Annotated in this window: 22 protein-coding genes and 1 pseudogene; 8 read left to right on the forward strand and 15 right to left on the reverse strand. The window is 72.7% G+C overall.

Features of this window, described 5'->3' with window-relative positions; all coding sequences use genetic code 11:
• Positions 1-117: 117 nt before the first annotated feature.
• The 6 genes from AB0M56_RS35890 to AB0M56_RS35915 all read right to left on the reverse strand — a co-directional run bounded on the left by AB0M56_RS35890 (position 118) and on the right by AB0M56_RS35915 (position 7,034).
• On the reverse strand, positions 118-1,095 hold the full coding sequence (locus AB0M56_RS35890; RefSeq protein WP_364184688.1) for an aromatic acid exporter family protein: 978 nt from the start codon (positions 1,093-1,095) through the stop codon (positions 118-120).
• A gap of 150 nt (positions 1,096-1,245) precedes the next feature.
• Positions 1,246-1,959, reverse strand: coding sequence for a TetR/AcrR family transcriptional regulator (locus AB0M56_RS35895; RefSeq protein ID WP_364184690.1), 714 nt, complete (start codon positions 1,957-1,959; stop codon positions 1,246-1,248).
• 117 nt (positions 1,960-2,076) lie between these two features.
• Positions 2,077-3,570, reverse strand: a complete 1,494-nt coding sequence (locus tag AB0M56_RS35900; protein WP_364184692.1) for a pyruvate, phosphate dikinase — start codon at positions 3,568-3,570, stop codon at positions 2,077-2,079.
• A complete protein-coding gene (locus tag AB0M56_RS35905; protein ID WP_364184694.1) occupies positions 3,567-4,406 on the reverse strand; it encodes an SDR family oxidoreductase in 840 nt (279 codons plus the stop codon). Before AB0M56_RS35905 ends, AB0M56_RS35900 begins: the two co-directional genes overlap by 4 nt.
• Positions 4,403-5,824, reverse strand: coding sequence for an aldehyde dehydrogenase family protein (locus AB0M56_RS35910; protein WP_364184696.1), 1,422 nt, complete (start codon positions 5,822-5,824; stop codon positions 4,403-4,405). The genes AB0M56_RS35905 and AB0M56_RS35910 overlap by 4 nt, the downstream gene beginning before the upstream one ends.
• The gene (locus AB0M56_RS35915) at positions 5,817-7,034 is read right to left on the reverse strand and encodes a cytochrome P450 (protein ID WP_364184698.1); all 1,218 of its coding nucleotides are present in this window, start codon (positions 7,032-7,034) and stop codon (positions 5,817-5,819) included. Before AB0M56_RS35915 ends, AB0M56_RS35910 begins: the two co-directional genes overlap by 8 nt.
• A 150-nt stretch (positions 7,035-7,184) precedes the next feature.
• On the opposite strand from AB0M56_RS35915, the gene AB0M56_RS35920 reads away from it, so the two are divergent.
• A complete protein-coding gene (locus AB0M56_RS35920; RefSeq protein ID WP_364184700.1) occupies positions 7,185-8,720 on the forward strand; it encodes an AMP-binding protein in 1,536 nt (511 codons plus the stop codon).
• A 3-nt stretch (positions 8,721-8,723) separates the two neighbouring features.
• On the forward strand, positions 8,724-9,344 hold the full coding sequence (locus AB0M56_RS35925; protein WP_364184702.1) for a MarR family transcriptional regulator: 621 nt from the start codon (positions 8,724-8,726) through the stop codon (positions 9,342-9,344).
• A gap of 74 nt (positions 9,345-9,418) precedes the next feature.
• Here the strand turns inward: AB0M56_RS35925 and AB0M56_RS35930 are convergent, their stop codons facing one another.
• The 3 genes from AB0M56_RS35930 to AB0M56_RS35940 all read right to left on the reverse strand — a co-directional run bounded on the left by AB0M56_RS35930 (position 9,419) and on the right by AB0M56_RS35940 (position 12,577).
• Positions 9,419-11,158, reverse strand: a complete 1,740-nt coding sequence (locus AB0M56_RS35930) for a PEP-utilizing enzyme (protein ID WP_364184704.1) — start codon at positions 11,156-11,158, stop codon at positions 9,419-9,421.
• Positions 11,159-11,227: 69 nt separating this feature from the next.
• On the reverse strand, positions 11,228-12,385 hold the full coding sequence (locus AB0M56_RS35935) for an FAD-dependent oxidoreductase (RefSeq protein ID WP_364184706.1): 1,158 nt from the start codon (positions 12,383-12,385) through the stop codon (positions 11,228-11,230).
• A 3-nt stretch (positions 12,386-12,388) separates the two neighbouring features.
• Positions 12,389-12,577: a ferredoxin gene (locus AB0M56_RS35940; RefSeq protein ID WP_364184708.1), complete on the reverse strand. Its 189-nt coding sequence runs from the start codon at positions 12,575-12,577 to the stop codon at positions 12,389-12,391.
• A 192-nt stretch (positions 12,578-12,769) separates the two neighbouring features.
• Here AB0M56_RS35940 and AB0M56_RS35945 point away from each other — a divergent pair, with 192 nt between their 5' ends.
• Positions 12,770-13,546: a 5'/3'-nucleotidase SurE gene (locus AB0M56_RS35945; protein ID WP_364184710.1), complete on the forward strand. Its 777-nt coding sequence runs from the start codon at positions 12,770-12,772 to the stop codon at positions 13,544-13,546.
• Between the two features lie 175 nt (positions 13,547-13,721).
• Here the strand turns inward: AB0M56_RS35945 and AB0M56_RS35950 are convergent, their stop codons facing one another.
• A complete protein-coding gene (locus tag AB0M56_RS35950; RefSeq protein ID WP_364184712.1) occupies positions 13,722-14,078 on the reverse strand; it encodes a hypothetical protein in 357 nt (118 codons plus the stop codon).
• 60 nt (positions 14,079-14,138) lie between these two features.
• Between AB0M56_RS35950 and AB0M56_RS35955 the strand changes: the two genes are divergently transcribed.
• Positions 14,139-15,008, forward strand: a complete 870-nt coding sequence (locus AB0M56_RS35955) for an SMP-30/gluconolactonase/LRE family protein (protein WP_364184714.1) — start codon at positions 14,139-14,141, stop codon at positions 15,006-15,008.
• Here AB0M56_RS35955 and AB0M56_RS35960 read toward each other — a convergent pair.
• The gene (locus AB0M56_RS35960) at positions 15,000-15,488 is read right to left on the reverse strand and encodes a GNAT family N-acetyltransferase (RefSeq protein WP_364184716.1); all 489 of its coding nucleotides are present in this window, start codon (positions 15,486-15,488) and stop codon (positions 15,000-15,002) included. The two genes, AB0M56_RS35955 and AB0M56_RS35960, sit on opposite strands and share 9 nt — an antisense overlap.
• Positions 15,489-15,567: 79 nt before the next feature.
• Complete coding sequence (locus tag AB0M56_RS35965) at positions 15,568-16,017, reverse strand: Lrp/AsnC family transcriptional regulator (protein ID WP_364184717.1); 450 nt, start codon at positions 16,015-16,017, stop codon at positions 15,568-15,570.
• A 169-nt stretch (positions 16,018-16,186) separates the two neighbouring features.
• Between AB0M56_RS35965 and AB0M56_RS35970 the strand changes: the two are divergent.
• Positions 16,187-19,651, forward strand: a pseudogene (locus AB0M56_RS35970) (indolepyruvate ferredoxin oxidoreductase family protein); the annotation flags it as partial.
• Between the two features lie 28 nt (positions 19,652-19,679).
• On the opposite strand, the gene AB0M56_RS35975 reads toward AB0M56_RS35970, so the two are convergent.
• Positions 19,680-20,384, reverse strand: a complete 705-nt coding sequence (locus AB0M56_RS35975; protein WP_364184719.1) for a hypothetical protein — start codon at positions 20,382-20,384, stop codon at positions 19,680-19,682.
• Here AB0M56_RS35975 and AB0M56_RS35980 point away from each other — a divergent pair.
• From AB0M56_RS35980 to AB0M56_RS35990, 3 genes are all read left to right on the forward strand, one after another.
• On the forward strand, positions 20,353-21,036 hold the full coding sequence (locus AB0M56_RS35980; protein ID WP_364184721.1) for an FUSC family protein: 684 nt from the start codon (positions 20,353-20,355) through the stop codon (positions 21,034-21,036). The two genes, AB0M56_RS35975 and AB0M56_RS35980, sit on opposite strands and share 32 nt — an antisense overlap.
• Entirely contained in the window at positions 20,994-21,476 is a 483-nt protein-coding gene (locus AB0M56_RS35985; protein ID WP_364184723.1) for a hypothetical protein, read from the forward strand. Before AB0M56_RS35980 ends, AB0M56_RS35985 begins: the two co-directional genes overlap by 43 nt.
• A gap of 272 nt (positions 21,477-21,748) precedes the next feature.
• Positions 21,749-22,165 (forward strand): hypothetical protein, encoded by a 417-nt coding sequence (locus AB0M56_RS35990; protein ID WP_364184725.1) that lies wholly within the window; start codon positions 21,749-21,751, stop codon positions 22,163-22,165.
• An 83-nt stretch (positions 22,166-22,248) separates the two neighbouring features.
• On the opposite strand, the gene AB0M56_RS35995 is transcribed toward AB0M56_RS35990, so the two are convergent.
• Both AB0M56_RS35995 and AB0M56_RS36000 read right to left on the reverse strand, forming a co-directional pair.
• Positions 22,249-23,556, reverse strand: coding sequence for an MFS transporter (locus AB0M56_RS35995; protein WP_364184727.1), 1,308 nt, complete (start codon positions 23,554-23,556; stop codon positions 22,249-22,251).
• 34 nt (positions 23,557-23,590) lie between these two features.
• Positions 23,591-24,520: a dihydrodipicolinate synthase family protein gene (locus tag AB0M56_RS36000; protein ID WP_364184729.1), complete on the reverse strand. Its 930-nt coding sequence runs from the start codon at positions 24,518-24,520 to the stop codon at positions 23,591-23,593.
• Positions 24,521-24,605: the final 85 nt, after the last annotated feature.

Below are 24,605 nucleotides of genomic sequence, written 5' to 3' on the forward strand. Positions count from 1 at the left end.
CGTGATCTCGCGTGGGGGTTGCGCCGGGAGCCGGCGTGATGTCGCGTGTGGGGTGGGGCGGGAGCCGGCGTGATCTCGCGTGTGGGGTGGGGCGGGCGAGGGCGGCGCGATGGGGGGTCACTCGGTGGGTGGTTCGCGCAGGAGAGCGGCGATGCGCCGCAGGGGCCGACGGGCGATGGCGCCGAGGCGGGTGCCGTCGGTTTCGGCGTTGTGCAGGATGGCGGCTTTGGCGGTGGCGAGGGCCGACGGGTCGGGCGTGCCGGTGAGGACGGCGGTCACGGCATCGGAGAGGGAGCCCGCGACTTCGGACGTGTCGATCGGTTCGCCGCGGGCGGCGAGTTCGGTGGTGTCCTCGAAGTGGATGCGCACGAGGGTGCCGATGTCGGCGGCGGTGCGGGCGAGGGGCACGAGCGTGGCGAGGTGGTCGGTCTCGGTCCGGCGCCACCACGGGTGGCAGCGCACGGCTTTCCGCGCCAGGGCGAGCTTTCCGGGCAACGCTCGGGCGCGGGTCTCGACCGCGCGCACCGATTCCTCGCCGACCGGCGCCCGGAGGTTCTGCGCCAGCTCGGCCGCGGTCTCGTGGAGTTCTTTCACGAACGTGCGGGCCGGGTTCGCGGGCAGCAGCAGGGGCGCGAGCACCACGGTGACCCCGGCGCCGACGGCCGTCTCCCACAGGCGCGACACCGCGTAGGAGTCCGGGTCGGTGCTGGCGAACACCAGCAGCGCCGACACGGCGACCTGGATGTTGAGCGTGCCGCCGATCCGCAGCACGATGCCCACGGCGAGTGCCAGGGCCAGCACGAGTGCGAGCGCCCCGGCCGACGGGTGGACCACCCGCAGCACGAGGATCCCGATCGACAGCCCGCACACCACGCCGGCCAGGCGCGCCAGGGACACGTTGAACGTCGAGTACGGGGCGTCCCGCATGGACACCAGTGGCACGATCACCGCGTACACCGGCGGCTGCCGCGCACCCAGCCACACGCAGATCTGCCACGCCACGGCCGCCGTCACCACGATCCGCAGCGCGAACGGACCGTCCGCACGCAGCAGCTCGCCCGCGCGGCCCATGTGACGGGCGAGGACTTCGGTCATCGCCCCGCCGTGTTGTCTGCCTCGGCTCCGCCGAGGCGTGCGAGATCGCCTCGCGCCTGGCTCGCGGAATTCCGAAGTCGGCCGCGAGGGCGTCCGCGCGGGTCTCGGTGGTCGCCATTGGCCCATCCTCGGGCCAAGCCTCGGATCCGTCTAGCGGTCGGCCACGAACGGTAGAGATCGGTACCAGATCTGGCCGATCACCGAACCGAGGTCCTGGATGCGCTCGGGCCGCGGGGTCACGGGCAGGAGTCCGATGTGGACGTAGGCCATCTGCTCGATGAGGGAGCCGAGCGCTTCGGCGTGGAGCTCGTACTGGGTTTCGTCGATCACGCCGTTCTCGTGCAGCCGCCGCAGCCAGCGTTCGGTGCGGTGCACGAAGCCGGACCGCACCTGCAGCCACAGTTGCAGGAACCCCTCGTTCTCGCTCGCCGCCGCGGCTTCGCGCATCACGCGCAGGAGGTGGCGGTTGCGCGCATACGAGTGCAGGTACGCGATGGTCTGCTCCACCAGGTGGTGCTGTTCGTCGCCGGAGCGCGGCGCGGTGGCCGAGGCCGCGGCGAGTTCTTCCAGCGCCGGCTGCAGGGCCGCGAGGAAGATGTCGTCGAGGCTGGTGAAGTGGCGATAGAAGTTTCCCTGCGCGGTGTCGGCCCGGTTGGTGATGTCCGAGACGCGGGTGCGCGTGTAGCCGTACTCGGAGAAACACGCCGTGGCCGCCTGCACGAGCTTGTCCCGGGTCTGCGCGCCGCGTTTGTTGGGGCGCTTGTCCACCGCGTCGGGCTGCAGCGCGGCGATCAGCTCGCGGACGCGCACGCGCGCGGCCTCCGCCCGGTCCTCGCCGGTCGTTTCCTGCGTGCTACTGCTCATCTTCTGCTCACCCAACCGGTCATTCGCGTCCGCTGACCTTACTGTGCCGATCGTTACTAATCCGACCACAGTCACGGCCGAATGGCTTCGCGGCAACGGCTACGTGCCGCGGGGGGCCTACTTTTTGGCCGGATCAGTACTGCGCACCAGTGCGAGCAGCTCGGGCAGCGCGCCGTCGCCGCCGGTCCGCGCGGAGGCCCACTCCGTGAGCGTCGCCGCGGGGCCGTCGGAGGTCGTGCCCGCTCCGCTCGCCCGGTCTCCGTCGAGCACCGCGCCGGTCGTGCCGTCGACGGTCACGAGGCGGCCGCGCAGCGCGTCGAGGGTGCCGTCGCCGCAGCCGACCACGCACGGGATGCCCGCCTCGCGGCACACGAGCGCCGCGTGCGAGGTCGACCCGCCGTGCTCAGTCACGACGGCGGCCGCGGCGAACATCGCCGGCACGTCCTCCGGGGAGGTGAACGGCCGCACGAGCACCACCGCGGTTCCGTCGTCGGCGGCGTCCAGCGCTTCGTCGGGGTCGGTCACGACCTTGCCCACGCCCAGGCCGGGCCCCGCGCCGGTGCCGCGGGCCAGCTCGACGCCCTCGGCCGCGCCGGCCGTCTCCAGCAGCTGCGTGGCCTGGGCGGGGGTGACGCGCGCGAGCGCCGTGTCGGTGTCGATCAGGCCTTCGCCGACGAGGTCCACGGCGATGCGCGCCGCCGCGCCGGGTGTGCGTTTGCCGGCCCGGGCCTGCAGCACGTAGAGCGTGCCGGACTCGATCGTGAACTCCACGTCGACCATGTCGCGGTACTCACGCTCCAGCACTCCGGCCAGGCGGAGCAGCTCAAGGTGGTTGCCCGGCTGCGTGCGCGCCAGCTCGTCGAGCCGCGCCGGGGTGCGTTCGCCGGACACGACGTCCTCGCCCTGCGCGCGGGCCAGCCACTCGCCGTAGACGCCGGGCTCGCCGGTGCCGGGGTCGCGGCTGAACAGCACCCCGGTGCCGGACTCGGCGTCGCGGTTGCCGAACGCCATGGCCTGCACGGTCACGGCCGTGCCGCCGAGATCGGTGATGCCGTGGTGCTGGCGGTAGCTCACCGCGCGCGGCGAGAACCACGAGCGGAACACGGCGCCGATCGCCGCGCGCAGCTGCTCGCGCGGGTCCTCGGGCGGCGGGCCGCCGACGATGCCGGAGTACGAGCGCTCGAACCGCTCCCACGTGTCCGCGGCCCACTCGGGGTCGCCCGACTGCTCGGCCAGCGCGTCGCGCAGCTCCCGCGTCAGGCCGAGGTTGAGGACGGTGTCCATCATCCCGGGCATGCTGCGGGCGGCGCCGGAGCGCACGGAGACCAGCAGCGGCCAGCCCGGTCCGCCGAAGCGGCGGCCGGTCCGTTCCTCCAGGTGCGCCAGGCGGTCGAGGACCCGCGCCCAGACGTCGTCGGGCAGCGTGCCGCCCGCGTGGTAGGCGGTGCAGACGTCCACGGTGATCGCGAACGCCGGCGGCACCGGCAGGCCGAGCGAACGCATCCGGTTGAGGCTGTGGGCCTTGCCGCCCACGAGGTCGCGGCCCAGCGGGCGCGTGCCGTCGAGGGGGAGCACGGTCTCGGTCGGCTCGGGAGGCGCCGTGGTGGTCACCGGGTGGTCCTTTCGGTGCTGGGCTCGACGGCACTGGGCTCGACGGTGCTGGGCTCGACGGTGCTGGATGGGGGCACCGCGGCCAGGTGCGTGCGCGCGGCGGCCAGGCCGCCTTCGACGGGCAGGTTGATGCCGTTGACCCAGGAGGCCGCGGGGCTGAGCAGGAACGCGGCCGCTGCGGCTACCTCGCCGGGTTGGGCGTGCCGCCCGACCACCGCGCCGGCGCGGTCGATCGACTCGGCGCCCATCGACGCGCGGAAGTCGGCCAGGATCGGCGTGTGCACGGGGCCGGGGCTCACGCTCACCGCGCGGGCGCGCGGCAGCAGCCGGGCGGCCAGCCGCGCGCTCCACGCGACGAGCGCGGCTTTCGACGTGTCGTAGGCGGCAGCGCCCGACAACGGGTACTCCGCCAGCCAGTCCGCCAGCTCGACGTCACTGTCCACAGTGCACAGCCGGTCGAGGGCTTCGGCCGGCAGAGTGTTGCGGTGGGCGGCGATGGACGCCACCGTCACCACGGCGCCGCCCTCGGCCAGGCGTGGCAGCAGCGCTTCGGTGAGCACGCGGGTGCCGACCACGTTCACCGCGAGCACGGTCGCGGCGGGCGCGGTGCCGGGCACGCCGGCGACGTTCGCGATGCCGTCCAGCTCGGTGACGCTCGCCGCGACCTCGCGCACGGCGGCGAAATCGGTGAGGTCCACCCGCAGGGCCCGGTCCACGGGCATGGGGATCTCGGCGCGGTCGACGCCGATCACAGCCACGCCTTCGTCGGTCAGCTGCCGGGCCAGCGCGAGGCCGACGCCGGAAGCGGCGCCCGTGACGAGGATCCGGCGCGTCATCGCAGCACCGCCTGCACCGCGGTGAGGTCGGCAATGCCCTCGGCGCCGAGCTCCCGGCCGTAGCCGGAGGACTTCCGGCCGCCGAACGGCACGCCGGGGCGCTCGCGGGTGCGCACGCCGTTGATCTTGACCTGGCCCACGCGCAGCGTCCGCGCGAAGCTCTCGGCCCGGTCGGGGTCGGCCGACCAGACCTCGGCGGACAGGCCGAAGTCGCTGTCGTTCGCGACCGCGGTGGCGTCCGCCTCGTCGGTGTAGGACTGCACGACGAGCACGGGACCGAACACCTCCTGGCGCACCAGCGGATGCCGGGCGTCGAGTCCGAAGTAGACGCGCGGGCCGACGAAGAACCCGCGTGAGGGCAGCAGTTGAAGCGGCGGCGTCACCGCGCGGTCGTCGCCGGCGGTGTCGAGCAGGTGGCGCACCCGGTCGCGCTGGCGTGCCGAGGCCAGCGGCCCGAACGTGGTGGCCGGGTCACGCGGATCGCCGGCGACCACGGCGTCGAGCGCGTCGACGACGAGTGCTTCGACGTCGGCGAGCGCGCTGCGTGGCACCACGATCCGCGTGGTCGCGTTGCAAGCCTGGCCCGAGTTCACGAGGCCGCTCTTCACCGCCGCCGCAACGGCGCGCGCCAGATCCGCGTCCGGCAGTAGCACCGCGGCCGACTTCCCGCCCAATTCCAGTGTGGTCGACGCGGTGTGCCCAGCGGCGAGCGCGGCGATCGCCTGCCCGGCCGGGACGCTGCCGGTGAAGGACACGTGGGCCACGCGCGGATCGGCCACTAGCGCCTCGCCGGTGACCGGCCCGGTGCCTTGCACGACCGAGAACACTCCCGGCGGGAACCCGGCTTCCAGCGCGGCGGCCGCGATGAGGTTCGCGTCGAACGGCGTGGCCTCACTCGGCTTGAGCACCACGGTGTTGCCGGCGGCGAGCGCGGCGCCGACCTTCGCGATGATCTGGTGCGCGGGCATGTTCCACGGCGTGATCGCGCCGACCACGCCGAGCGGCACGCGGTGCAGGTGCGCGCCGTCGATCTTCTCGGTCCAGCCGAATGCCCGCGTGGCCGTGGCGAACGCGCGCAGCACCCGCGGCGGCAGGTCGCCCTGGCTCGCCGTCGCGAGCGTGGCGGGCATGCCCATCTCGCGCGTGATCAGCGCCGCCAGCTCGCCCGAGCGGGCCTCCAGCAGGTCGGCCAGCCGGTCGAGCAGGTCCGCACGATCGGCCGGGCCGGTCCGTTCCCACGCCGGGAGCGCCGCTTCGGCCGTGGCGACGGCCTCGGCGGTGAGGCCAGGACCGGCCTCGGCCGTCTCGCCGACGGGCTGCGCGGTGTACGGGTCGACGACGGGGATCGCCGGGCCGTTCGGCGTCCGCCACTCACCGCCGACGAGGCAGGCCGCGCGCCCCAGCCACTGCTCAGCCACGGTCGTTCACCAGCCGCACCGGCAGCCGCTTCACGCCGCGGAAGAAGTTGCTGCGCAGTCGTTCCGGCGGCGCCTGCACGTCCACGCGCAGGCTGCGCTCACGCAGGCGGCGCAGGAACAGCTGCGCCTCCAGCCGCGCGAGGTGCGCGCCGAGACAGGCGTGCACGCCCCAGCCGAAGCCGAGGTGCTCGTTGGGCGCGCGCTCGGCGCGGAACTCGTCGGGCGCGGCGAACACCGTCTCGTCGCGGTTGCCCGAGGCGAACCACAGCACCACCTTCTGCCCGGCCTCGATCGTGCGGCCGTGCAGCTCGACGTCACGCGTCGCGGTCCGCCGCATGCACAGCACCGGCGACACCCAGCGCACCATCTCCTCGACCGCGCCCGGGATCCGGTCCGCGTCGGCGCGCAGTGCGGCCCACTGCTCTTCGAACGCGCCGAACGCGATCATCCCGCCGGTGAGCAGGTTCCGCGTGGTCTCGTTGCCGGCGACCATGAGCAGCAGGTAGTACGCGTCGAGCTGGCCGCGGTTGAGCGGCTCACCGCCCGGCGCGGCGTGGGCGAGCACGCTCACCAGGTCCTCGGCCGGGTTCGCCCGCCGTTGCGCCTCCAACTCGTGGAAGAACGAGAAGATCTCGTCGCGCGCTCGGGCGGCGGTCTCCGGGCCCGTGCTGTATTCCGGGTCGTCGGACGCCATCTGGTTGGTCCAGCGCTGCATGTGCGGGCACGCCTCGGGCGGCGCGCCGAGCAGGCGGCCGATCACCAGCAGCGGCAGCTGGGCGGCCACCGTGTGCACGAAGTCGAACGTGCCGCCCTGGGCCAGCGCGGTGTCGAGCAGCTCGTCGATGACCGTGACGATGTCGCCCTCGAGCGGCCGGACCTTCGCGGGCCGCACGTGCGGCACCACGAGCTTGCGCAGCGCCCCGTGGCGCGGCGGGTCCATGTTGTGGATGCTGGGTTCGCCGTGCCCCTCGGCGCGGCGGTCCGGGATCTGCGTCCCTTCGGCGGAGGAGAAGCTCTCGTGGTCGGCGGCGATGCGCTTGATGTCCGCGTACCGCGTCACCGACCAGAAACCGCGGCCGCCGGGTTCGTCGTTCCAGTGCAGCGGATCGTGCTCACGCAGCTCACGGAACGCCTCGTGGTCGGAGCCCGATGCGAACAGGTCCAGATCCATGAGGTCGACGGCTGTCGCGCCGGACGTCTGTTCGGACACCGCTGTCCCTTCTGTTGCGCCTTGCTGGATTGCGAACGCTCAATCACTACATCACATCGCGTCGGAGAACGGAAGGGCTAAGCAAGAGCGTTGCGGTGGCGCTCGTTCGTGACATAGCATTCACAAACAATCTAGAAGGAGGTCGATGGCGTGTACCCCGCCCCGATTGCGCGCGAGCGGCCCGGCGCCCGGGCGTACGTGATGGCGCCGAGCGGCGCGAGCCTCACCTACGCCGAACTCGAGGCCCGCTCCAACCAGGTCGCGCACCTGCTGCGCGAGCGGGGGATCGGCCCCGGCGGCGCGCTGCTGCTCGTGCTCGAGAACCGGCTGGAGTGGCCGGTGCTCGTCGCCGCGGGAATGCGCTCCGGACTCTACGTGACCCCGGTGAACTGGCACCTGCGCAGCGGCGAGCTCGGCCCGCTGCTTGCGGAGGCGGTGGGCGACGGTGTCTCGTGCGCGATCGTCACCAGCGCCCGCTGCGCCGACGTCGTCGCCGAGGCCCTGCGCGAGGTCGGCAAGCCGGCGCTGCTGCTGTCCGTGGACCCCGGCGGCGAGCCGGAGTTCCTCGGCGACGCCGTGGCCGGCCTGCCCGAGACGCCGATCGATGGTGAGCTGCTCGGCGCGCGGGTGCTCTACAGCGGCGGCAGCACCGGGCGGCCCAAGGCGTTCCGCCAGCAGCTGCTCGGCGTGCACCCGGGCGACGCGCCCGCCCGCCACGCGGGGCTCGCGGCGAAGCTGGAGCTGGCCGCTGACACCGTGTTCCTCTCGCCGGCGCCGAACTACCATGCCGCGCCGTTCACCTTCCAGCTCATCACGCTCTCGCTCGGCGGCACCGTGGTGTGCCTCGACCGCTTCGACGCGGAGGGTTCGCTCGCGGCGATCGCGGCGCACGGCGTGACGCATTCGCAGTGGGTGCCCACGATGCTGCTGCGGCTGCTGCGCCTTTCGCCGGAGGCCCGCTCGCGCCACGACCTGAGCAGCCACCGCGTCGCGTTCACCTCCGGCGCGCCGTGCCCACCCGAGGTGAAGGCGGCGGTGATGGACTGGTGGGGGCCGATCCTGCACGAGTACTACGGCGCGTCCGAGGGCTACGGCCACACCTACGTCGGCCCGCACGACGCGCTGGCGCATCCGGGCACGGTGGGGAAACCGTTGTCCGGCAGCGTGCACGTGACCGACGACGCCGGGCGCGAGGTCCCGGCGGGCACCGTCGGGAAGGTGTGGTTCGCGCCGGGCGGCTCGGCCTACCGCAACGCGGGCGACGCGGGCGCCGACCTGCGCAGCGTCGGCGATCTGGGCCGGCTCGACGAGGACGGGTTCCTCTACCTCGTCGGCCGCGAGGGACACACGATCATCTCCGGCGGCGTGAACGTCTACCCGACCGAGGTCGAGGACACCCTGCTCACCCACCCCGCGGTGGCCGACGCAGCCGTGATCGGCCTGCCCGACCCCGAGTTCGGCGAAGGTGTGACGGCCGTCGTCGAACTGGCCGGCGAGCGCGCCGGCAACGTGAGCGGGGCCGAGCTGATCGAGTACTGCCGCGAGCGGCTTGCCGGGTTCAAGGCGCCGCGGCGCGTCGAGTTCGTGGCGAGCCTGCCCCGGCTGCCGACGGGAAAGCTGAACAAAACCCTGCTGCGTGACCGAATCCTGTCCGTCGACTCCGGTGCAACCGGCGAAGGAGCGTGACCCATGACGACGTCCACCCGAGCGCGATTCCTCGTGCTCCACGCGTTGCGCGTGAAGGGCCTGGCTCCCGACCCCGTGCTGCAGGCGCTCACGGGGCTGCCCGCCGACGAAGTGGCCGCCGAGGTCGCCGCGCTGGTCGCGGACGGGCTCGCCGTGCGCCGGGAAGGCCGGCTCGCCGGAACCATGCCGACGCCGGCCGGCCGCGCCGCCCACCCGGAGCTGCTCGCGGCCGACGTCGCGGACTCCGCCGAGGCGATTTCCGCGGCCTACGAAGCTTTTCTGCCCGTGAACGGCGAGTTCAAGCGCGTCTGCTCGGCCTGGCAGCTGCGCCCGTCCGGCGAGCCGAACGACCACGCCGACGCCGGGTACGACGCCGGCGTGGTCGAGTCGCTGGCGGAGGTGGACGCGAAGGTGACCGGCTTGCTCGACGAGCTCACCGCGTCCGCCGGCCGATTCGGCACCTACCCGGTGCGCCTCGCCGGCGCGCTGGAGCGCGTGCGGGCGGGGGAGACCGCGGCGTTCGCGCGGCCGATGGCCGACTCGTATCACGACATCTGGATGGAACTGCACCAGGACCTCCTGCTGTCCGCCGGCCGGGAACGCTCGGCCGCCGACGAAGGCTGACTTTGTGAAACGCTGAGCCCCAAGGGAAAGGGCCTGCACCCCACGCGGAGTGCAGGCCCTTTCCCTTGCCGTGCCTAGACTTCCAGCACCGTGACGGTGCCGGTGGTGCCGTCGACCTCGATGAGGGCGCCGTCCGGGATCCGGGCCGACGCGGCCGTCGCCGAGACCACACACGGAATGCCGAGCTCGCGGCTCACGATCGCGGCGTGGGAGAACGGCGCGCCGACGTCCACGACCACCGCGGCGGCCGGCACGAACAGCGGCGTCCACGACGGGTCGGTCAGCGGGGCCACCAGGATCTCGCCGGGCTCCAGGGCCGACGGGTCGTCGGCGTTCGTGACCACGCGGGCGCGCCCGCGCGTGGAGCCGTTGCAGCCGGGCACGCCCTGGATGACCTCGCCGGCGACGGCGGGCCGCACCTCACGGCCCGAGCGGCGCGGCCAGTTCTCCACCGGCTCCGGCTGGCCCACCACCACGAACGGCGGCTCGCGGTCGAACAGGTCCAGGTATGCCGCTTCTCGGTCGCGCAGCGTCGTGCTGAAGCTCGCCGGGTCGGCCAGGAACGCGTCGAGTTCGCCGGCGAACAGCATGAAGATCTGCTCGGGGCGCTCCAGGTGCCCTTCGGCGGTGAAGCGGCGGCCCAGCTCGAGCGCGGGCAGGCGCAGCTCGTGCATGACCATGGCGCACGACGTGCGGCCGCGTTCCCGGCCCCGCAGCCACAGCGCGGCCGCGTGCAGCACGGCCTCGAACTGGCCCAGTGCCTCGTCGTTGCCCGCCAGGGCAGCGCGTACGCCGGTGGAGGCCGCTTCGCGCTGCGTGACGCGTTCGGCGTTCTTCACCGCGGGCGACGCGGAGTCGTCGGCCTGGCGCATGCGGTCCACAGTGGACAGGACAAGTGAAGGCTTCACGCCCCAGGTCTTCGCGCGGATCTCCCACTCCGACGGGCCGCGGAAGTCCCATGCCGCCAGGAACTCGTCGAGCCGGCGCGTGAACGCCACGACCTCGGGGTCGCCGCTCGCGCGCAGGCGCTCGATCAGGCTGTCCTGGCCCTCGTCGAACAACGCGGCCACCGGGCCGGTGCGGGCCAGGCGCGAGAGCGCCCACATGCCGGTGGACGGGCCGGTCGAGTCGATGTCGCCGATTCCGGCCACGAGCGTCAGCGCGAGCTCCGGCTGGCCGATCGCCTCCGTGAACTGCGCGACGGCACCCAGGCCGACGCCGGCCTTGAGGCTCGCCTCGATGTGGCGGCTCAGCAGCGGCCGGAGCACGTCGCCGAACGAGGTGATCCGCTCGCGCAGCTGCTGGTTGCCCAGGTCGGCGATGGCGGGGCGGTTCTTGCGGATGTCCTCGACGGTGCCGCGGTCGGCGTCGTAGGCCGCGAGGTCCGTGGCGCCGAGGACCTGCTCGGCCAGCCACTGCCCGGCCGTGGCCTCGAACTCGGGGTTCTCGTCGAAGTCGCGCTTTTCGCTTTCGTAGGAGGGGATCCCCGGCAGGTCGCCGAAGTACTGCAGATCCACCGCCTCCGGCGTCATGCCGGGGACGCGCACGCCGAACAGGCGCATCAGGGACATGTTGATGTAGAGGTAGCTGCCGAACGCGGGGAGCACGTTGTGCTGCACGGCGGAGTCGTAGGTGGCATGGTCCCACACCCCGCACGCGACGAACGCGTCGTCCCAGCCGGGCGAGAGGTTCGCCTGGAAGCCCGCCGACGCGTTGAGCGGGCTGATCGGGTCGGGGAAGATCTCGCCGATGTTGGCGCGCGAGTAGATCGGGAAGACCGCCGACGCGTCGTCGTAGATGGGCCACTGGGTCATGGAGACCTCTCCTCGTCTTTGAGTTGGGCAGGTGAGTGGTAGTGGTGGGTTTTCTTGCGGTGCGGTGGCTCAGGCGGACGTGAGCCGCCGCCGTTCGAGGGCGAGTTGCCGGGGCAGTCCGAAAGCGACGGAGCCGACGTGCCGGCCGTCCGTCGAGTAGCGGGCGACGAACTTGTCCCCGGCGAGGTTGCCGTGCACGAGCTCCACGTGCTCGCCGCGGCCGGGCAGGCCGACGCCCTGGATGCGCAGGCCGCACTGGTCGGACCAGAACGAGGGCACGGCGTCGAACGGGGCCTGCGGCCCGTGCAGCAGCGTGCGCGCGGCCGCGGCGGCACCGAGCGCGGCGGTGGTCCAGTGCTCCACGCGCACCGCCTCGCCGAGCAGCGGGTGCGTCCAGCAGGCGACGTCGCCCGCGGCCACGACGTCCGGCACGACGGCGCCGGACTCGTCGAGCACGCGCAGGTACTCGTCGCAGCGGACGCCGCCGGACACGTCGACGCCGCTGCCGGCGAGCCAGCCGGTGGCCGGACGGACGCCGGTGGCGATGACGACCACATCGGCGCGCACCGCACGGCCGTCGGACAGCACCGCGCCGGTCACGCGGTCCCGGCCGAGGAACTTCACGACCTGGGTGCCGAGCAGCCAGCGCACGCCGCGCTCGCGGTGCAGGCGCTCGACGCGCCGGGCCACGTCTTCGCCGAGCACACGGATCAGCGGGTGGGGGAGCGGGTCGGCGACGGCCACGGGGAGGCCGAGGTCGCGGCACGTGGAGGCGAGCTCGCAGCCGATGAAGCCCGCGCCGAGCACCAGGACGCGGCCGGTGAGATCGGCTCGGAGGGCGCGGGCGTCGTCGAGCGTGCGCAGGACGTGCACGCCGGGCGGGCGGTTGAGGCCGGCGGGGATCACGGGGGTCGAGCCGGTGGCGATCACGAGACCCGTGAAGTCGAGCTCTTCGCCGTCTTCGAGGACGACGGTGCGGCCGCGCAAGGCGGCGACGGGGTTGCCGAGGCGCCAGGTGACTTCGGTGTCGGCTGTGTCGCTCTCGGACAGCGCCAGCGCGGTTTCCGCGGTGGCGCCGGTGAGCAGGCCCTTGGACAGCGGCGGGCGGTCGTAGGGCCGGTGCGCTTCGGCGCCGGCCACCACGATCTCGCCGCGGAACCCCTCGGCGCGCAGCGCTTCGGCGGCCCGCCAGCCGGCGAGCCCCGCTCCCGCGACCACGATCCGCACGGGCTACTCCGCGATCCGGATCGCGCGGGTCGGGCAGGCGCGGGCCGCGCGGTGCACCGCTTCGCGCACGTTCTCGACCGGCCCGTGGTCGATGTGCAGCACCGCTTCGTCGTCGAGGCTGAACACCTCGGGCGCGGCGAACTCGCACTGCCCGTGGCTCTCGCACAGCACCGGGTCGACTTCGACGTTCACGGGTCACTCCTCGCGGCCAGTTTGTGACGTGCAGATCACATAATGCGGACCCGTGGGCTTCTGGTCAAGGGGGATATGTGGGTATCTTGGCTGGACAGATTCGTTGTGTCCAGCTTGGGCGTGGACACAACAGCGAACGTGTGGTCACAATCTAGCGATCCGAACACTCCGACGAACCGGGAGCGGGCGACTGTGCGGGTACTGCTCACGAACGACGACGGCATCGAAGCCCCGGGCCTGCTCGCGCTGGCCCACGCCCTGCGGGACGCGGGGCACGACCTCGTCGTGGCCGCGCCCGCGGGGGACAGCAGCGGCAGCGGCACGTCGCTGGGCGCCATCGACCACGGCACGATCGTCGCGTGCGAGCCGCACGCGCTGCCCGGCCTCGACGGCGTGCCGGCGCACCGCGTGTCCGCGCCGCCGGCGTTCGCCGTGCTCGCGGCCTGTTTCGGCGCGCTCGGCCCGCCGCCCGACGTGGTGGTCGCGGGCATCAACGACGGCCACAACACCGGCCGCTCCGTGCTGCACTCCAGCACCGTCGGCGCGGCGCTCACCGCGTCGACCGCCGGCCGCTCGGCCCTCGCCGTGAGCTGCGGCGACGGCCCCGGCGCGCGCTTCGACACGGCGGCAGCGGTGGGCGTCGCCGTGCTCGAGTGGCTGGTCGCCCACGCGCCCAAGCGCACCGTGCTGAACGTCAACGTGCCGGACGTCGACCTCGCCGACGTGCGCGGCGTCCGCTGGGCCCGCCTCGGCCGCGTGGGCTCGTCCGGTCTGATGATCAAACCGGCCGCCGACGGCCTGCGCCTGGAACGCTTCCCGACGGCGCAGGACGTGCTGGCGCTGGCCGAGCACGCCGACACCGACGCTGCCCTGGTGGCCGCGCGGTGCGTCGCGGTGACGGGGTTGCTGGGCGGGCCGCGGGAGGTCTCGGACCTGGGTTCGCTCGACGGCGTGCTGCCGCTGGGGTGACCGAGGTCAGAGGGGCGAAACCGGATCCGCCGCGTCGCCGGGAGATGCCGATCGATGACGTAGCGCGCCCGGGTACCGACGACGCGTTTCGGGCCGTCCCACGGAAGCGCGGTCCGGACGCCGTCGGATTCGAGGCCGTACGAGCGATCGGCGAAGACGTCGACGATTTCCGCGGTCACCTCGGAACCGACCGGATGACGGCGCGTGATCTCCGCGTACTCCGCGACTCGGTCCCGGCCGTCCACGCGGCGGGATGGTGGTAAGCGGCATTTAGTGGCCACAGCCGGACCTGCCCCGGCCGGTGCCACAGGACCTCGAAGTCGGTGACGGTGCCGACCGGCGGCCAGGCGGCGGGGTCGCGTGGCAGGTGGAGGACATCCACGAATCCTTGCGGCGGCCCGCCGAGGTCCACCACGAGGCCGATGGCCCCCGGGCGGGGGATGAGGGTGACCACGCCGGTCACGTGGTCGCCCGGAGGGTAGGTACGGCGGTCGGCGTCGAACTGGCCGGAGCTGTGGTCGGGAAGAGTCATCGTCCGGCAAACCCACCACGGTTATGCTCCGGCGCGGAACCGACTTTCCGGGGGCGGGCGATGGCGGGGTACGTCGAAGCGGAGTTCGAGAGGTTCGACGAGCGGTTCGCGCGCGTCGGCGGTGATTCGCGGCTGGAGCGGCTCCACGACGGCTGCCGCTGGGCCGAAGGCGCGGTGTACTTCCCGGCGGCGCGCTCGCTGGTGTGGAGCGACATCCCCAACGACCGGATGCTGCGCTGGGACGAGACGACCGGCGCGGTGGGCGTGTTCCGCCACCCGGCGGGCTACTCGAACGGCAACTCGCGCGACCGCCTGGGCCGGCTGCTCACGTGCGAGCAGGGCCCGCGCCGGGTCACCCGCACCGAGCACGACGGCTCGATCACCGTGCTCGCCGACCGCTTCGAGGGCAAGCGCTTCAACAGCCCCAACGACCTCGTCGAGGCGGCCGACGGCGCGGTCTGGTTCACCGATCCCCGCTACGGGATCTCCAGTGACTACGAGGGTTTCCGCGCCGAGAGCGAGATCGGCGGCGACCACGTCTACCGCATCGACCCGTCGGGCTCGGTCACCGTCGTGGCCGACGACTTCGAGCGGCCCAACGGCCTGGCGTTCTCCCGCGACGGCTCACAGCTCTACGTCGCCGACACGAAACGCGGCCACCTGCGCCGCTTCGACGTGACCTCGCGCGGTGTTTTGACCGGTGGCGCCGAAATCGCGCGCTGCCGCCAAGGCAACTTCGACGGATTGCGCCTCGACGACCAGGGCCGCCTCTGGGCGGCCACCAGCGCCGGCGTCGACTGCTTCGCCCCCGACGGCACGCTGCTCGGCGGCCTCAAAGTTCCCGAACCCGTGGCGAACCTGGTCTTCGGCGGCCCGAAGCGCAACGTTTGTACGTCTGTGCGACGACGTCGATCTACTCGATCATGCTGAACGTGACGGGCGCCTGAGGCCGCGCACCATCTTCAGTGCCGGCCGCCGGTAGTGCACTGTGCTTTCTTCGAGGAACCCGGACCGGCGGTACAGCGCGATCGCCGCCGCGTTGTCCTCGAAGACCTGCAGCCGCAACGAGTGGGCGCTCTGGCTCTCGGCCCACTGCGCGACGGCCTCGACGACCGCCTCGCCGACGCGGTGGCCGCGTGCGGACGGAGCCACGTACATCGAGTGCAGGTCCACCACACCGTCGTCGTCCGGGGCCGTGCCGCTCGCCATGCCCGCGTCGCGCCCGCCGACGGCCGCGAGGACGTTGAACGGCCAGTCCGTGAGCCGTCCGCGCCAGCGAGCCTCGGTGTCGCCCTCGCCCTGCCAGTCGGCGAGCCGCGCGCCGAACGCGTGCGGCGCCTCGGCAAGTGCGCTGAGCCGCAGGGCCCGCCACGCGCGCCAGTCGTCCGCCGTCAGTTCCCGGATCGCCACCACGCCGTCCACGATCGCGGCGACCGGCCCTGGCTCGCAAGGTGTTTTCCGTATAACGACCTATACCGCCGCCCGGGGATCAGCCGGCTTCCACGGCCTCCGTCGAGCTGCCCAGCGTGATGAACGTCTTCGTGCCCACCACCCCGCCCGACACGCGGATCGCGTCGATCACCTGGCGCAGGTGGGTCACATCGCGGGCGCGGATGTGGCACAGGGCGTCCGGGTCGCCGGCGATGAGGTACACCGCCCGGACCTCCGGCAGGTCGCGAGCGAGGCGCTCGATGTCCGGGGGCCGGGTGCGGCCCGTGTAGCGCAGCTCGGTGAAGGCCTCGATGTTCCAGCCCAGCTTGGTGTAGTCGATCTGCGCGGTGAAGCCGGTGATCACGCCGGCGGCCTGCAGGCGGTCGACGCGGCGCTTCACCGCGGGCAGGGAAAGCCCGACTTCGGCGGCCATGTCCGCATATGAGCGCCGGCCGTCGAGGCGGAGGAACTCCACGAGGCGCAGGTCGATGTCGTCGACGCCGGCCATGTCGCCTCCTGGCAAGAAACTAAAGTGGATACCAGTCCACGTTACATAGTTGCGTCATTGTGGCCAGACCGCGCACTGATCTTGCGCCGTGAGAAGCTGAGGTTTCTCCTGTGTCCCGCCCCACAACGGTCCCACCCGGGCCCCACCACGCCCCTGCGAGAGGAGCGCCCACGTGCTCACCGAACCGGTTTCGCTGGACGACAAGTACGTCGCCGACCACGGGCGAGCGTTGATCTCCGGCGTCCAGGCGCTCGTGCGGCTCACGCTCGAGCAGCGCCGGCTCGACGAGGCCCGTGGTCTCGACACGCGCGTGTTCGTCTCCGGCTACCAGGGTTCCCCGCTCGGCGGGCTGGATCAAGAGCTCGGGCGCGCCAAGAAGTTCCTCGACCCGGCCGGTGTCGTGTTCCGGCCCGGGGTGAACGAGGAGCTGGCCGCGACCGCCGTCGCCGGCACGCAGCTGCTCGGCAACGTCCCCGGCCGCCGCCACGCCGGCGTCACCGGCTTCTGGTACGGCAAGAACCCGGGCCTGGACCGCGCGGCCGACGCGATCCGCCACGGCACGCTCGCCGGCACCGCCTCGCTCGGCGGCGCGGTGGCGTGGATCGGCGACGACCCGGCGTGCAAGTCCTCGACGGTGCCCAGCTCGTGCGAGCCGATGGCCCAGAGCCTGGCCATGCCGCTGCTCGCGCCCGGCAGCGTCGCCGAGATCATCGAGTTCGGCCTGCACGCGGTGGCGCTCTCGCGGGCAAGCGGGCTGTGGACCGGGCTGAAGATCGTCGCGGACATCGCCGACGCGTCGGCCACGGTCGACATGCACACGCTCAGCCACGGCATCCCGATGCCGCCCGAGACCCTCCGCCCGACCGGGCGCGCGCTCGTCGGCGCGCCCGCGCTCGACGCCGAGCACGACATGTTCACCCGCCGCCTCGACCTCGCGCGCGCGTACGCCCGCGCGACCGGCCTCAACCGCGTCACCTTCACCGCCCGCGCCGCCAAGCTCGGCGTGCTCGCGTCGGGCACCGGCTACGCCGTGGTGCAGCGCGCGCTGCAGGATCTGGGCCTCGACGAGGCCGCGATGGAGGCGCTCGGCCTGCGGCTGATCCGCCTCGCCATGCCCTACCCCCTCGACGCCGACGTGCTGGCCGAGCTCACCGAGGGCCTCGACGAGGTGCTCGTGGTCGAGGACAAGGTGCCGTTCCTCGAAGGCCACCTCAAGGAAGCGCTCTACCGCCGCCCTGGCGCGCCCAACGTCGTCGGCCGCCACGACGAGACCGGCCGGCCGCTGCTCACGGGCCGGGGCCAGCTCGTCGCGGAAGACGTGGCGAAGGCGCTGGTCAAGCGCATCGAAGCCGTCGTCGGCCCGGACCGGCTGCCGCGTACCGCCGCCGTGCACCTGGACGCGATCACGCCGCCGCGCCCGGCGCGCATCGCGCTGCCCACCGCCGCCGCGCCGCGCACGCCGTTCTTCTGCTCCGGCTGCCCGCACAACGTCTCCACGCGCACGGGCGACGACACGCTCGTCGGCGTCGGAATCGGCTGCCACGCGATGGTGGCCATCGACGGCGCGGGCCGCGGCCACCAGATCGGCCTCACGCAGATGGGCGGCGAGGGCGCGCAGTGGCTCGGCCTCGCGCCGTTCACCGACGACCGCCACTTCGTGCAGAACCTCGGCGACGGCACGTTCCACCACTCCGGCTCGCTCGCCATCCGCGCGGCCATCGCCGGCGGCGTGACCATGACGTACAAGCTGCTCTACAACGACGCGGTCGCCATGACCGGCGGCCAGCGCGCCGAGGGCCGCCTCGACGTCCCCTCCATCACGCGCCTGCTGGCCGTGGAGGGCGTGCGGCGGATCGTGATCACCACCGAAAGCCCGGCCGACTACCGCGCGATCACGCTCGACCCGATCGCGTCGGTGCGCCACCGCGACGACTTCGCCGAGGTCGAGGCGGAGCTGGCCGCCACCGACGGCGTCACCGTGCTGATCCACGACGACCGGTGCGCGGCCGAGGAGCGCCGGCTGCGCAAGCGCGGGCAGCTGCCGACGCCGGCCGAGCGCGTGGTCGTCAACGAGCGCGTGTGCGAGGGCTGCGGCGACTGCGGCGACGTGTCCACCTGCCTGTCGGTGCGGCCGGTCGAGACGGAGTTCGGCGCAAAGACGCGCATCCACCAGTCCTCGTGCAACAGCGACTTCACCTGCCTCAAGGGCGACTGCCCGTCGTTCCTGCTCGTGACGCCCGGCACGAAGAGGCCGCGCCGCGAGGTGCCCGAACTCCCTGTGGTGCTGACGGAACCGGCGGCGCGGCTGTCCGAAGTGGACACCGTGCTGATGCGGATGCCCGGCATCGGCGGCACGGGCGTGGTCACGATCTCCGCCGTGCTGCAGATGGCCGCGCACCTCGACGGCCGGTTCGCCGCCGGCCTGGAGCAGACCGGGCTGGCGCAGAAGGGCGGCCCGGTCGTCTCCGACATCCGGATCTCCAAGTCGCCCGTGACCGGTTCGCTGCGGGCCTCGCGCGCGACCGCCGACGTGCTCGTGGGCTTCGACCTGCTCGGCGCGGCCGACGCGGGCAACCTCGCCACCGCGCGGGCGGGCCACACCTTCGCCGTGGTCAACACGGCGCTGGTGCCCACGGCCGCGATGGTCACCCACCGCGTGGTGCTGCCCGGTTCGAACGACGACGCGCTGGAGAAGATCAGCGCCGTGACCCGCGACCTCGTGGCGCTCGACGCGAACGAGTTGGCCGAGGAGCTCTTCGGCGACCACATGCCGGCGAACATGCTGCTCATCGGCGCGGCCTACCAGCACGGCGTGGTGCCGATCTCGGCCGACGCGATCGAGGCGGCGATCCGGCTCAACGGCACCGCCGCGGAGAAGACGCTGGCGGCGTTTCGCTGGGGCCGCGCCGCGGTCGTCGACCCGGCCGCCGTGCGGGCCGCCGCGATCTCACCGGCCGTCGCGGAAGTGGCGGTGGACGCGGTGGCCGCGACGATCGCCGCCGGCGACTTCGAGCAGGTGCTGGCGCCGCGCGTCGCGGACCTGATCGGCTTCCAGGACGAGACCCTCGCGCGCCGCTACGCCACCCAGGTTCGCGAGCTGGCCGCGGAGGCGGCCGAGCGCACGGACGCCGACACGGGGGCTCGCATCGCCGCCGCGTACGCGCGTGGGCTGCACAAACTGCTGGCGTACAAGGACGAGTACGAGGTCGCGCGCCTGCACCTCGACCCGGTCGAGCAGGCACGGCGGGCGGCGGAGTTCGGCGCGGACGCCGACGTCGCCGTGCTGCTGCACCCGCCGGTGCTGCGCGCGATGGGCATGAAGCGCAAGATCCGCCTGCGCGGCCGCACCGCCACGGTGGCCTTCCGCGCGCTGAAGGGGGCCCGCCGCCTGCGGGGCACCCGGGCCGACGTGTTCGGTTACGCGAAGGTCCGCCGCGTCGAGCGCGCACTGCCGGGGGAGTACCAGCACCTCGTGGAGCGCGGCCTCGCCCACCTCACCCCGAAGACCGCCGACGCGTTCGAGGAGCTCGCCGCGCTGCCCGACGTCGTGCGGGGCTACGAGGACATCAAGCTCGCCAACGTCGAGACCTTCCGCGCCCGCGCGGCGGAGCTGCTGGCCACGATCACCGCCTGAGCGCTCCCCGTCCCGCTCCACAAAGGACTCAGCCACAAAGGCCCGGCCCGGGAATGGCGCCGCTGCTGCCGGGGTGCGAGGCTTCCGCGGGAAGAAGCGCGAAGACGGTGAGGTGCGGGTGAACGTTCTGGCGCGCGGCGGCGGCATGCTCGTCGTGATCCTGGTGGTGGTCGGCGGCACGGCCGGGCTCGGGGCGGTGCTCGGCCTCGGTGGCACGATGATCCTCGCCGGGCTGACCGCGTTGTTCTGCTTCATCGCGGCCAACGGCGGCCCGCTCGTGCCGGACCTCAAGCTGCTGGCGGCGTTCGCGCCGGCGGTGGTGATCGGCGCGGCCGGGCCGCGGCTGCTCGGGCAGGTCTCGCACGCCGCGGCGATCGCGCTGCTCGTGCTCGTGGTGTTCTGCTCGGCGTTGCTGCCGGCTCTCGGCGCGCGGTACGTGACCGTGGGCCTCGGGCTCGGGATGTCGTCGGTGTTCGGCTACGGCTTCCAGCTCACGGGCGCGGCGAGCGTCGGGCAGATCCTCGGCGCGCCCGCGCTGGCCATCGGCGTGGTGTTCGTGCTGCGACTGCTCACGGGCCTGGGCGATCCGGGCAAGCCGACGCGCCGCGCTCGCCGGCGCGCTGGCCGGACCGGACCGCGAGAGCGCCGAACGCGCCGTTCGGCTGTGGCCGGCCGACCGGCCGCTGCGCTGGCAGGCGCGCGTGGTCGCGGCGGGTCTGCGCTGCCACGGCACGGCCGCGGTGCTGCGCGACCGGCTGCGGGTGCTGGACGCGGGCCAGGCGGCGGCCGTCACCGCGGTGCTGGCGGCCGCCGAGGCGGCGCTGACGCAGCTCGCGGACGCGGTCCGCGCCAAGACCCTCGACCCGGCCGGCGGACCCGAGTTCGAGCGCGTCGACCCGGAGATCGGCCTGCCCGGCGACACCCGCGTGCTCGTCGAGGACCTGTGGACGGCGCTCGCCGCGGTGCGCGAGGCCGTCTCGACGCGTGAGGAGTCCCTTGTGGACTTCCCACGCCACATCGTGCGCACGGCGTTGCGCCGCGAGGCCGCCGGCGCGTTGTCGTGGCGCTCGGCCCAGTTGCGCCACGCGGTGCGGTGCGCGCTGGGCATGCTGCTGGCCGTCGTGATCGCGTCGTTGCGCCCGGGAGACCCGCTCACGGTGTCGTTCCTGATGACGACGTTCGCGATCATGCAGCCCGAATGGCGCGACACGCTGGCGAAGGTCTGGCAGCGCGTGGCCGGCTCGGTGGCCGGGGCGGTGGTGCTCGTGCTCGCGCTGTGGCTGCTGCCGCTTCGGCGCTGCTGCCGCTGGGGCTCGTCGCGCTGCTCGTCGGGTTCCCTTTCATGCAGGCGCAGCCGATGGTGTTCAACGCGTGCATCGTGCTGATGAGCGTGAGCGTCAACGCGGTGACCAAGCACCTCGACCCCGGCGCGACGCTCGCGGAGTACGTTCTGCTGGTGGCTCTCGCCGTCGCGATCGCGCTGCTGTTCGGGTTCGCCGCCGTGCCGGGGGTGCCGAAACCCCCGGTGGCGCAACGCTTTTCGGACGCGACGGCCGCGATGGGCGAGCTGCTCGGATCCGTCGCCGCGCGCCTGCGCGGCGACGCGCGCGAGGTCGGCCCGCGCTTCCGCACGGCCGTGCGCACGCACCAGGGCCTGCTCGCGCCCGAACCGGCACGGGCGGCCCGGACTCCACTCAACGCGACGCGCTCGACGAGTCCGTGGAAGGTCTGCGCGGCCTCGCGGCGTCGGCCGGCGCGCTGCTCCAGCGCCGCACCGGATCGGCCGAGCCGGCCGGCTTCACCGCCGACGCCGCCGCGGCGCTGACCACCGGTGCGCCGCCGCCCTCCCGGCCGGACCTGCCGGACGAGGAGGAGCGGCTGCTCGCCGATCTGGTCCTCGCCGACGTGCTGCGGATCAGCCACGGGCGCGCGGTCCTGACCCCGGCGTGAATGCGATTCATTTTCTGCGGAGGAATTCGCGGCAACCCTAAGTCATTCCTAAATGGCCACTTTCGAGGTGCGCCGCTCGGCTGTTCCGTTGTACGTTCGGTTCGCGGCGAGATGATCTTGCCGCTCCTACTGGAGGGAACAGAACACATGGGGAAGCGGATTTCGCGGATCGGTGCGCTCGTCGCCGCGATCGCGGCGGCCGGCACGCTCGTGGGTGGGGCGGGGGTCGCGAACGCGGCGCCTGCCAACGCGTGCACCGACCCGCACCAGGCGTCGGGCATCATCGGGAAGTGGGGCCCGGTCAGCAAGTCGAGCTGCGCGATCTTCGGCCACGCGGGTTTCCGCGCGGGTTACGGCTGGAACGTACAGGAAGGCACCAACCAGTCCGCGTGCGTCCAGGGCTGGGGTTTCGACGCCAAGCACCCGAAGGGCGGCTGGTTCAGCCTCGGCTGTGGCAAGAGCGGCAAGATGACGGTGCCGTGGGGCAACACGGCCGCCAACCCGCAGGTCCGGGTCAAGAGCATGGGCGGCAGCATCGCGGTGATCGTCGACTGGCGCCAGTGAGCTGATCCCGGTGCCCGCCGGTCATTCCCCGGCGGGCACCGGAACCATTGTCCGGAAATAGCAATTCTCTCAAACGGCACTGCCTATTCGATGGCCACGATGTCGCGTCCGGTTCGGTCCGGCGCTATCGCGGAGAAAACAATCCCCGCCAACGGGCCCAGAATGCCCAGCGCCAACGCGAGCGGAATGCCGCCGCCCGCCAGGGTCAGCGCGAAAAGCGGGTACACGCCGGCGCCGAGGCCGCGCCCGACGTAGTAGCTGCTGTTCGCGCCCGTGGACCGGATGCGCGTCGGGTAGTACTCCGACATCCACACGCCCAGCACGCCGAAGCCGCCGCAGGCCGCGGCCGACCACATCAGTGCCCAGAACGTGGTGTCGCCCCAGAAGGACGAGCTCACGTGGTCCGTGCCGCTCAGCACCTGGCCGAGGAACCAGCCGAAGCCGGCCACGCCGAACACGCAGGCGGCCAGGAACGCGTACTTGCGCCGCACCAGGTCCGACAGCGCGCCCGTCGCCGAGTAGGCGAGGATCGTGAACACGTAGCCGATCAGCACCACGCCGCTCGCCGTGCCCAGCGGCAGGTGCTGCACCTTCAGCAGATACGTCGACAGGTACACGCCGACGGAGTTGGTCGTGAGGAACATGGCCGTGGACAGCACCATGAAGATCACGCTGCCGTAGACCACTTTCGAGCGGAACACGTCGAGGATCGGCACGCGCGTGCGCCGCAGCTCAGGCGGCACGGTGCCCTCGCGCAGCCGCCGTTGGTACTCGAGCCAGTGGCGCGACTCCGGCAGCAGCCGGAACGCCGCGAGCCCGATCACCACGCTCACCACGCCGATCACGACGTAGCCGGTGCGCCAGCCCAGGTCGTTGCCGAACCAGGACAGGCACGCGTAGAGCACGCCGACCGTGACGATCTCGCCGAGGAAGTACATCGACTGGATCAGCCCGCCCATCGTGCCGCGACGGGTGGTTTTCCAGCACTCGGTGAACATCGAGAACGACAGGCCGAACAGGCCGCCCATGCCCAGGCCCGCCAGCAACCGGGTGGCCAGGAACGTCCCGAAGCTCGGCGCCAGCCCGCCGAGCACGGCGGCGACGCCGAACGCGAGCACGGAGATCGCGTACGTGCGACGGCGCCCCAGCGTGTCGCCGAGCCAGCCGAACAAGAAACCGCCCGCGATCGAGGCGAAACCCTGGAACGTCGCCACGCTCACCAGTGCCACCGTGGACACGTGCAGGGAGCCGGACAGGTAGGTGAGCGGGTAGCCGACGAGGTTGATCTCGGCGCCGTCGAACAACGAGCCGAGGAACGCGAACACGAGGATCAAACGCAGCTCGCGGCGGGACCCGGTTCTCGGTGGTGCCTCTGCTGACACAGCGGTCATTGATGTGCCTTCCGAAGCGGTGGGGGAGGGAGGGTCAGAGCACCTTGCCGAGACCGGCGTGGGCGAGAGCGGCGGCGACCTCGTCGTCGGCCTCAGGAGCGAGCGGCAGCAGCGGCGAGCGCACGTAGGCGTTGGGGATGACCCCGCGCTGCACCAGGCCCAGCTTGAGCGCGACGCTGCCCTCCATGTGCGAACCGCGGTGGTACACGGCCTTGGTCAGCGGGAGCAGCCGGTCGTGCACCGCGCGCGCCGCCGGGTAGTCGCGGCGCTTGCCGGCCTGCAGCAGCTCCCACATGCCCTCGGGTGCCAGCGCGCCGTAGCCGACGAGCGCGCCGTCGACGTCGAACATCGTGTGCAGCAAGTACTCGTCGTGGCAGGTGAGGATCTGCAGGTCGGGGACCTCCTTGCGCAGCACCGGGACCTCGGTGTCCCAGCGGCGCATGTTGCGCACGCCGTTCTTGATCGCGAACACGGAGTCGAGCTCGGCGATCTTGAGCTGCTCGGTGAGGTTGTAGCTGGCCTTCGTCACGTCCGGGTACTGGAACAGGATCTGCGGCAGGCCGGAGATCTCGCCGACGATGCGGTAGCGGTCGGCGGCGGCGCCGGGCTGGAAGCCGAACCGCAGCCAGCTGTGCGCCGGGTAGAGCAGCACGCCCGCCGCGCCCGCCTCGCCGTAGCGCTTGGCCTCTTCGCCCGCGACGCGGCTGCCGTCGCTGATCACGCCGGTGATGATGGGCTGCTTGCCCTCCACGGTGTCGACCAGGGTTTTCACCACGTCGCCGCGCTCGGTCTCGGTCATGCTGGCGCCCTCGCCGGCGTGCCCGTTGCACACGATGCCCTTGACGCCCGGCAGGCCGGCGAGCCAGCGCCCGTGCACCGCGAGGGCTTCGTGGTCGACGTCGCCGCTCTCGGTGAACGGGGTGACGCACGCCGGGACGAGGCCGCGCAGATCCAGAGACTTCATGACACTCCCTTGTTTCAGGCTGTGCAAACGATGAGGGAATCGGTTGCACAACGGTAGGCTGCGGGTTGCCCGAGAGTCAAGGAGC

This window comes from Amycolatopsis sp. NPDC051372 (genome assembly GCF_040682095.1).
GTDB lineage: Bacteria > Actinomycetota > Actinomycetes > Mycobacteriales > Pseudonocardiaceae > Amycolatopsis.

Bases quoted from the DNA above. Each gene is read 5' to 3' on its own strand.
- AB0M56_RS35925 (WP_364184702.1), top strand. From the start codon at position 8,724: ATGACGACGTCCACCCGAGCGCGATTCCTCGTGCTCCACGCGTTGCGC.
- AB0M56_RS35955 (WP_364184714.1), top strand. From the start codon at position 14,139: ATGGCGGGGTACGTCGAAGCGGAGTTCGAGAGGTTCGACGAGCGGTTC.
- AB0M56_RS35985 (WP_364184723.1), top strand. From the start codon at position 20,994: ATGCAGGCGCAGCCGATGGTGTTCAACGCGTGCATCGTGCTGATGAGC.
- AB0M56_RS35905 (WP_364184694.1), bottom strand. From the start codon at position 4,406: ATGACGCGCCGGATCCTCGTCACGGGCGCCGCTTCCGGCGTCGGCCTC.
- AB0M56_RS36000 (WP_364184729.1), bottom strand. From the start codon at position 24,520: ATGAAGTCTCTGGATCTGCGCGGCCTCGTCCCGGCGTGCGTCACCCCG.
- AB0M56_RS35965 (WP_364184717.1), bottom strand. From the start codon at position 16,017: ATGGCCGGCGTCGACGACATCGACCTGCGCCTCGTGGAGTTCCTCCGC.
- AB0M56_RS35990 (WP_364184725.1), top strand. From the start codon at position 21,749: ATGGGGAAGCGGATTTCGCGGATCGGTGCGCTCGTCGCCGCGATCGCG.
- AB0M56_RS35895 (WP_364184690.1), bottom strand. From the start codon at position 1,959: ATGAGCAGTAGCACGCAGGAAACGACCGGCGAGGACCGGGCGGAGGCC.
- AB0M56_RS35995 (WP_364184727.1), bottom strand. From the start codon at position 23,556: ATGACCGCTGTGTCAGCAGAGGCACCACCGAGAACCGGGTCCCGCCGC.
- AB0M56_RS35930 (WP_364184704.1), bottom strand. From the start codon at position 11,158: ATGACCCAGTGGCCCATCTACGACGACGCGTCGGCGGTCTTCCCGATC.
- AB0M56_RS35950 (WP_364184712.1), bottom strand. From the start codon at position 14,078: ATGACTCTTCCCGACCACAGCTCCGGCCAGTTCGACGCCGACCGCCGT.
- AB0M56_RS35890 (WP_364184688.1), bottom strand. From the start codon at position 1,095: ATGACCGAAGTCCTCGCCCGTCACATGGGCCGCGCGGGCGAGCTGCTG.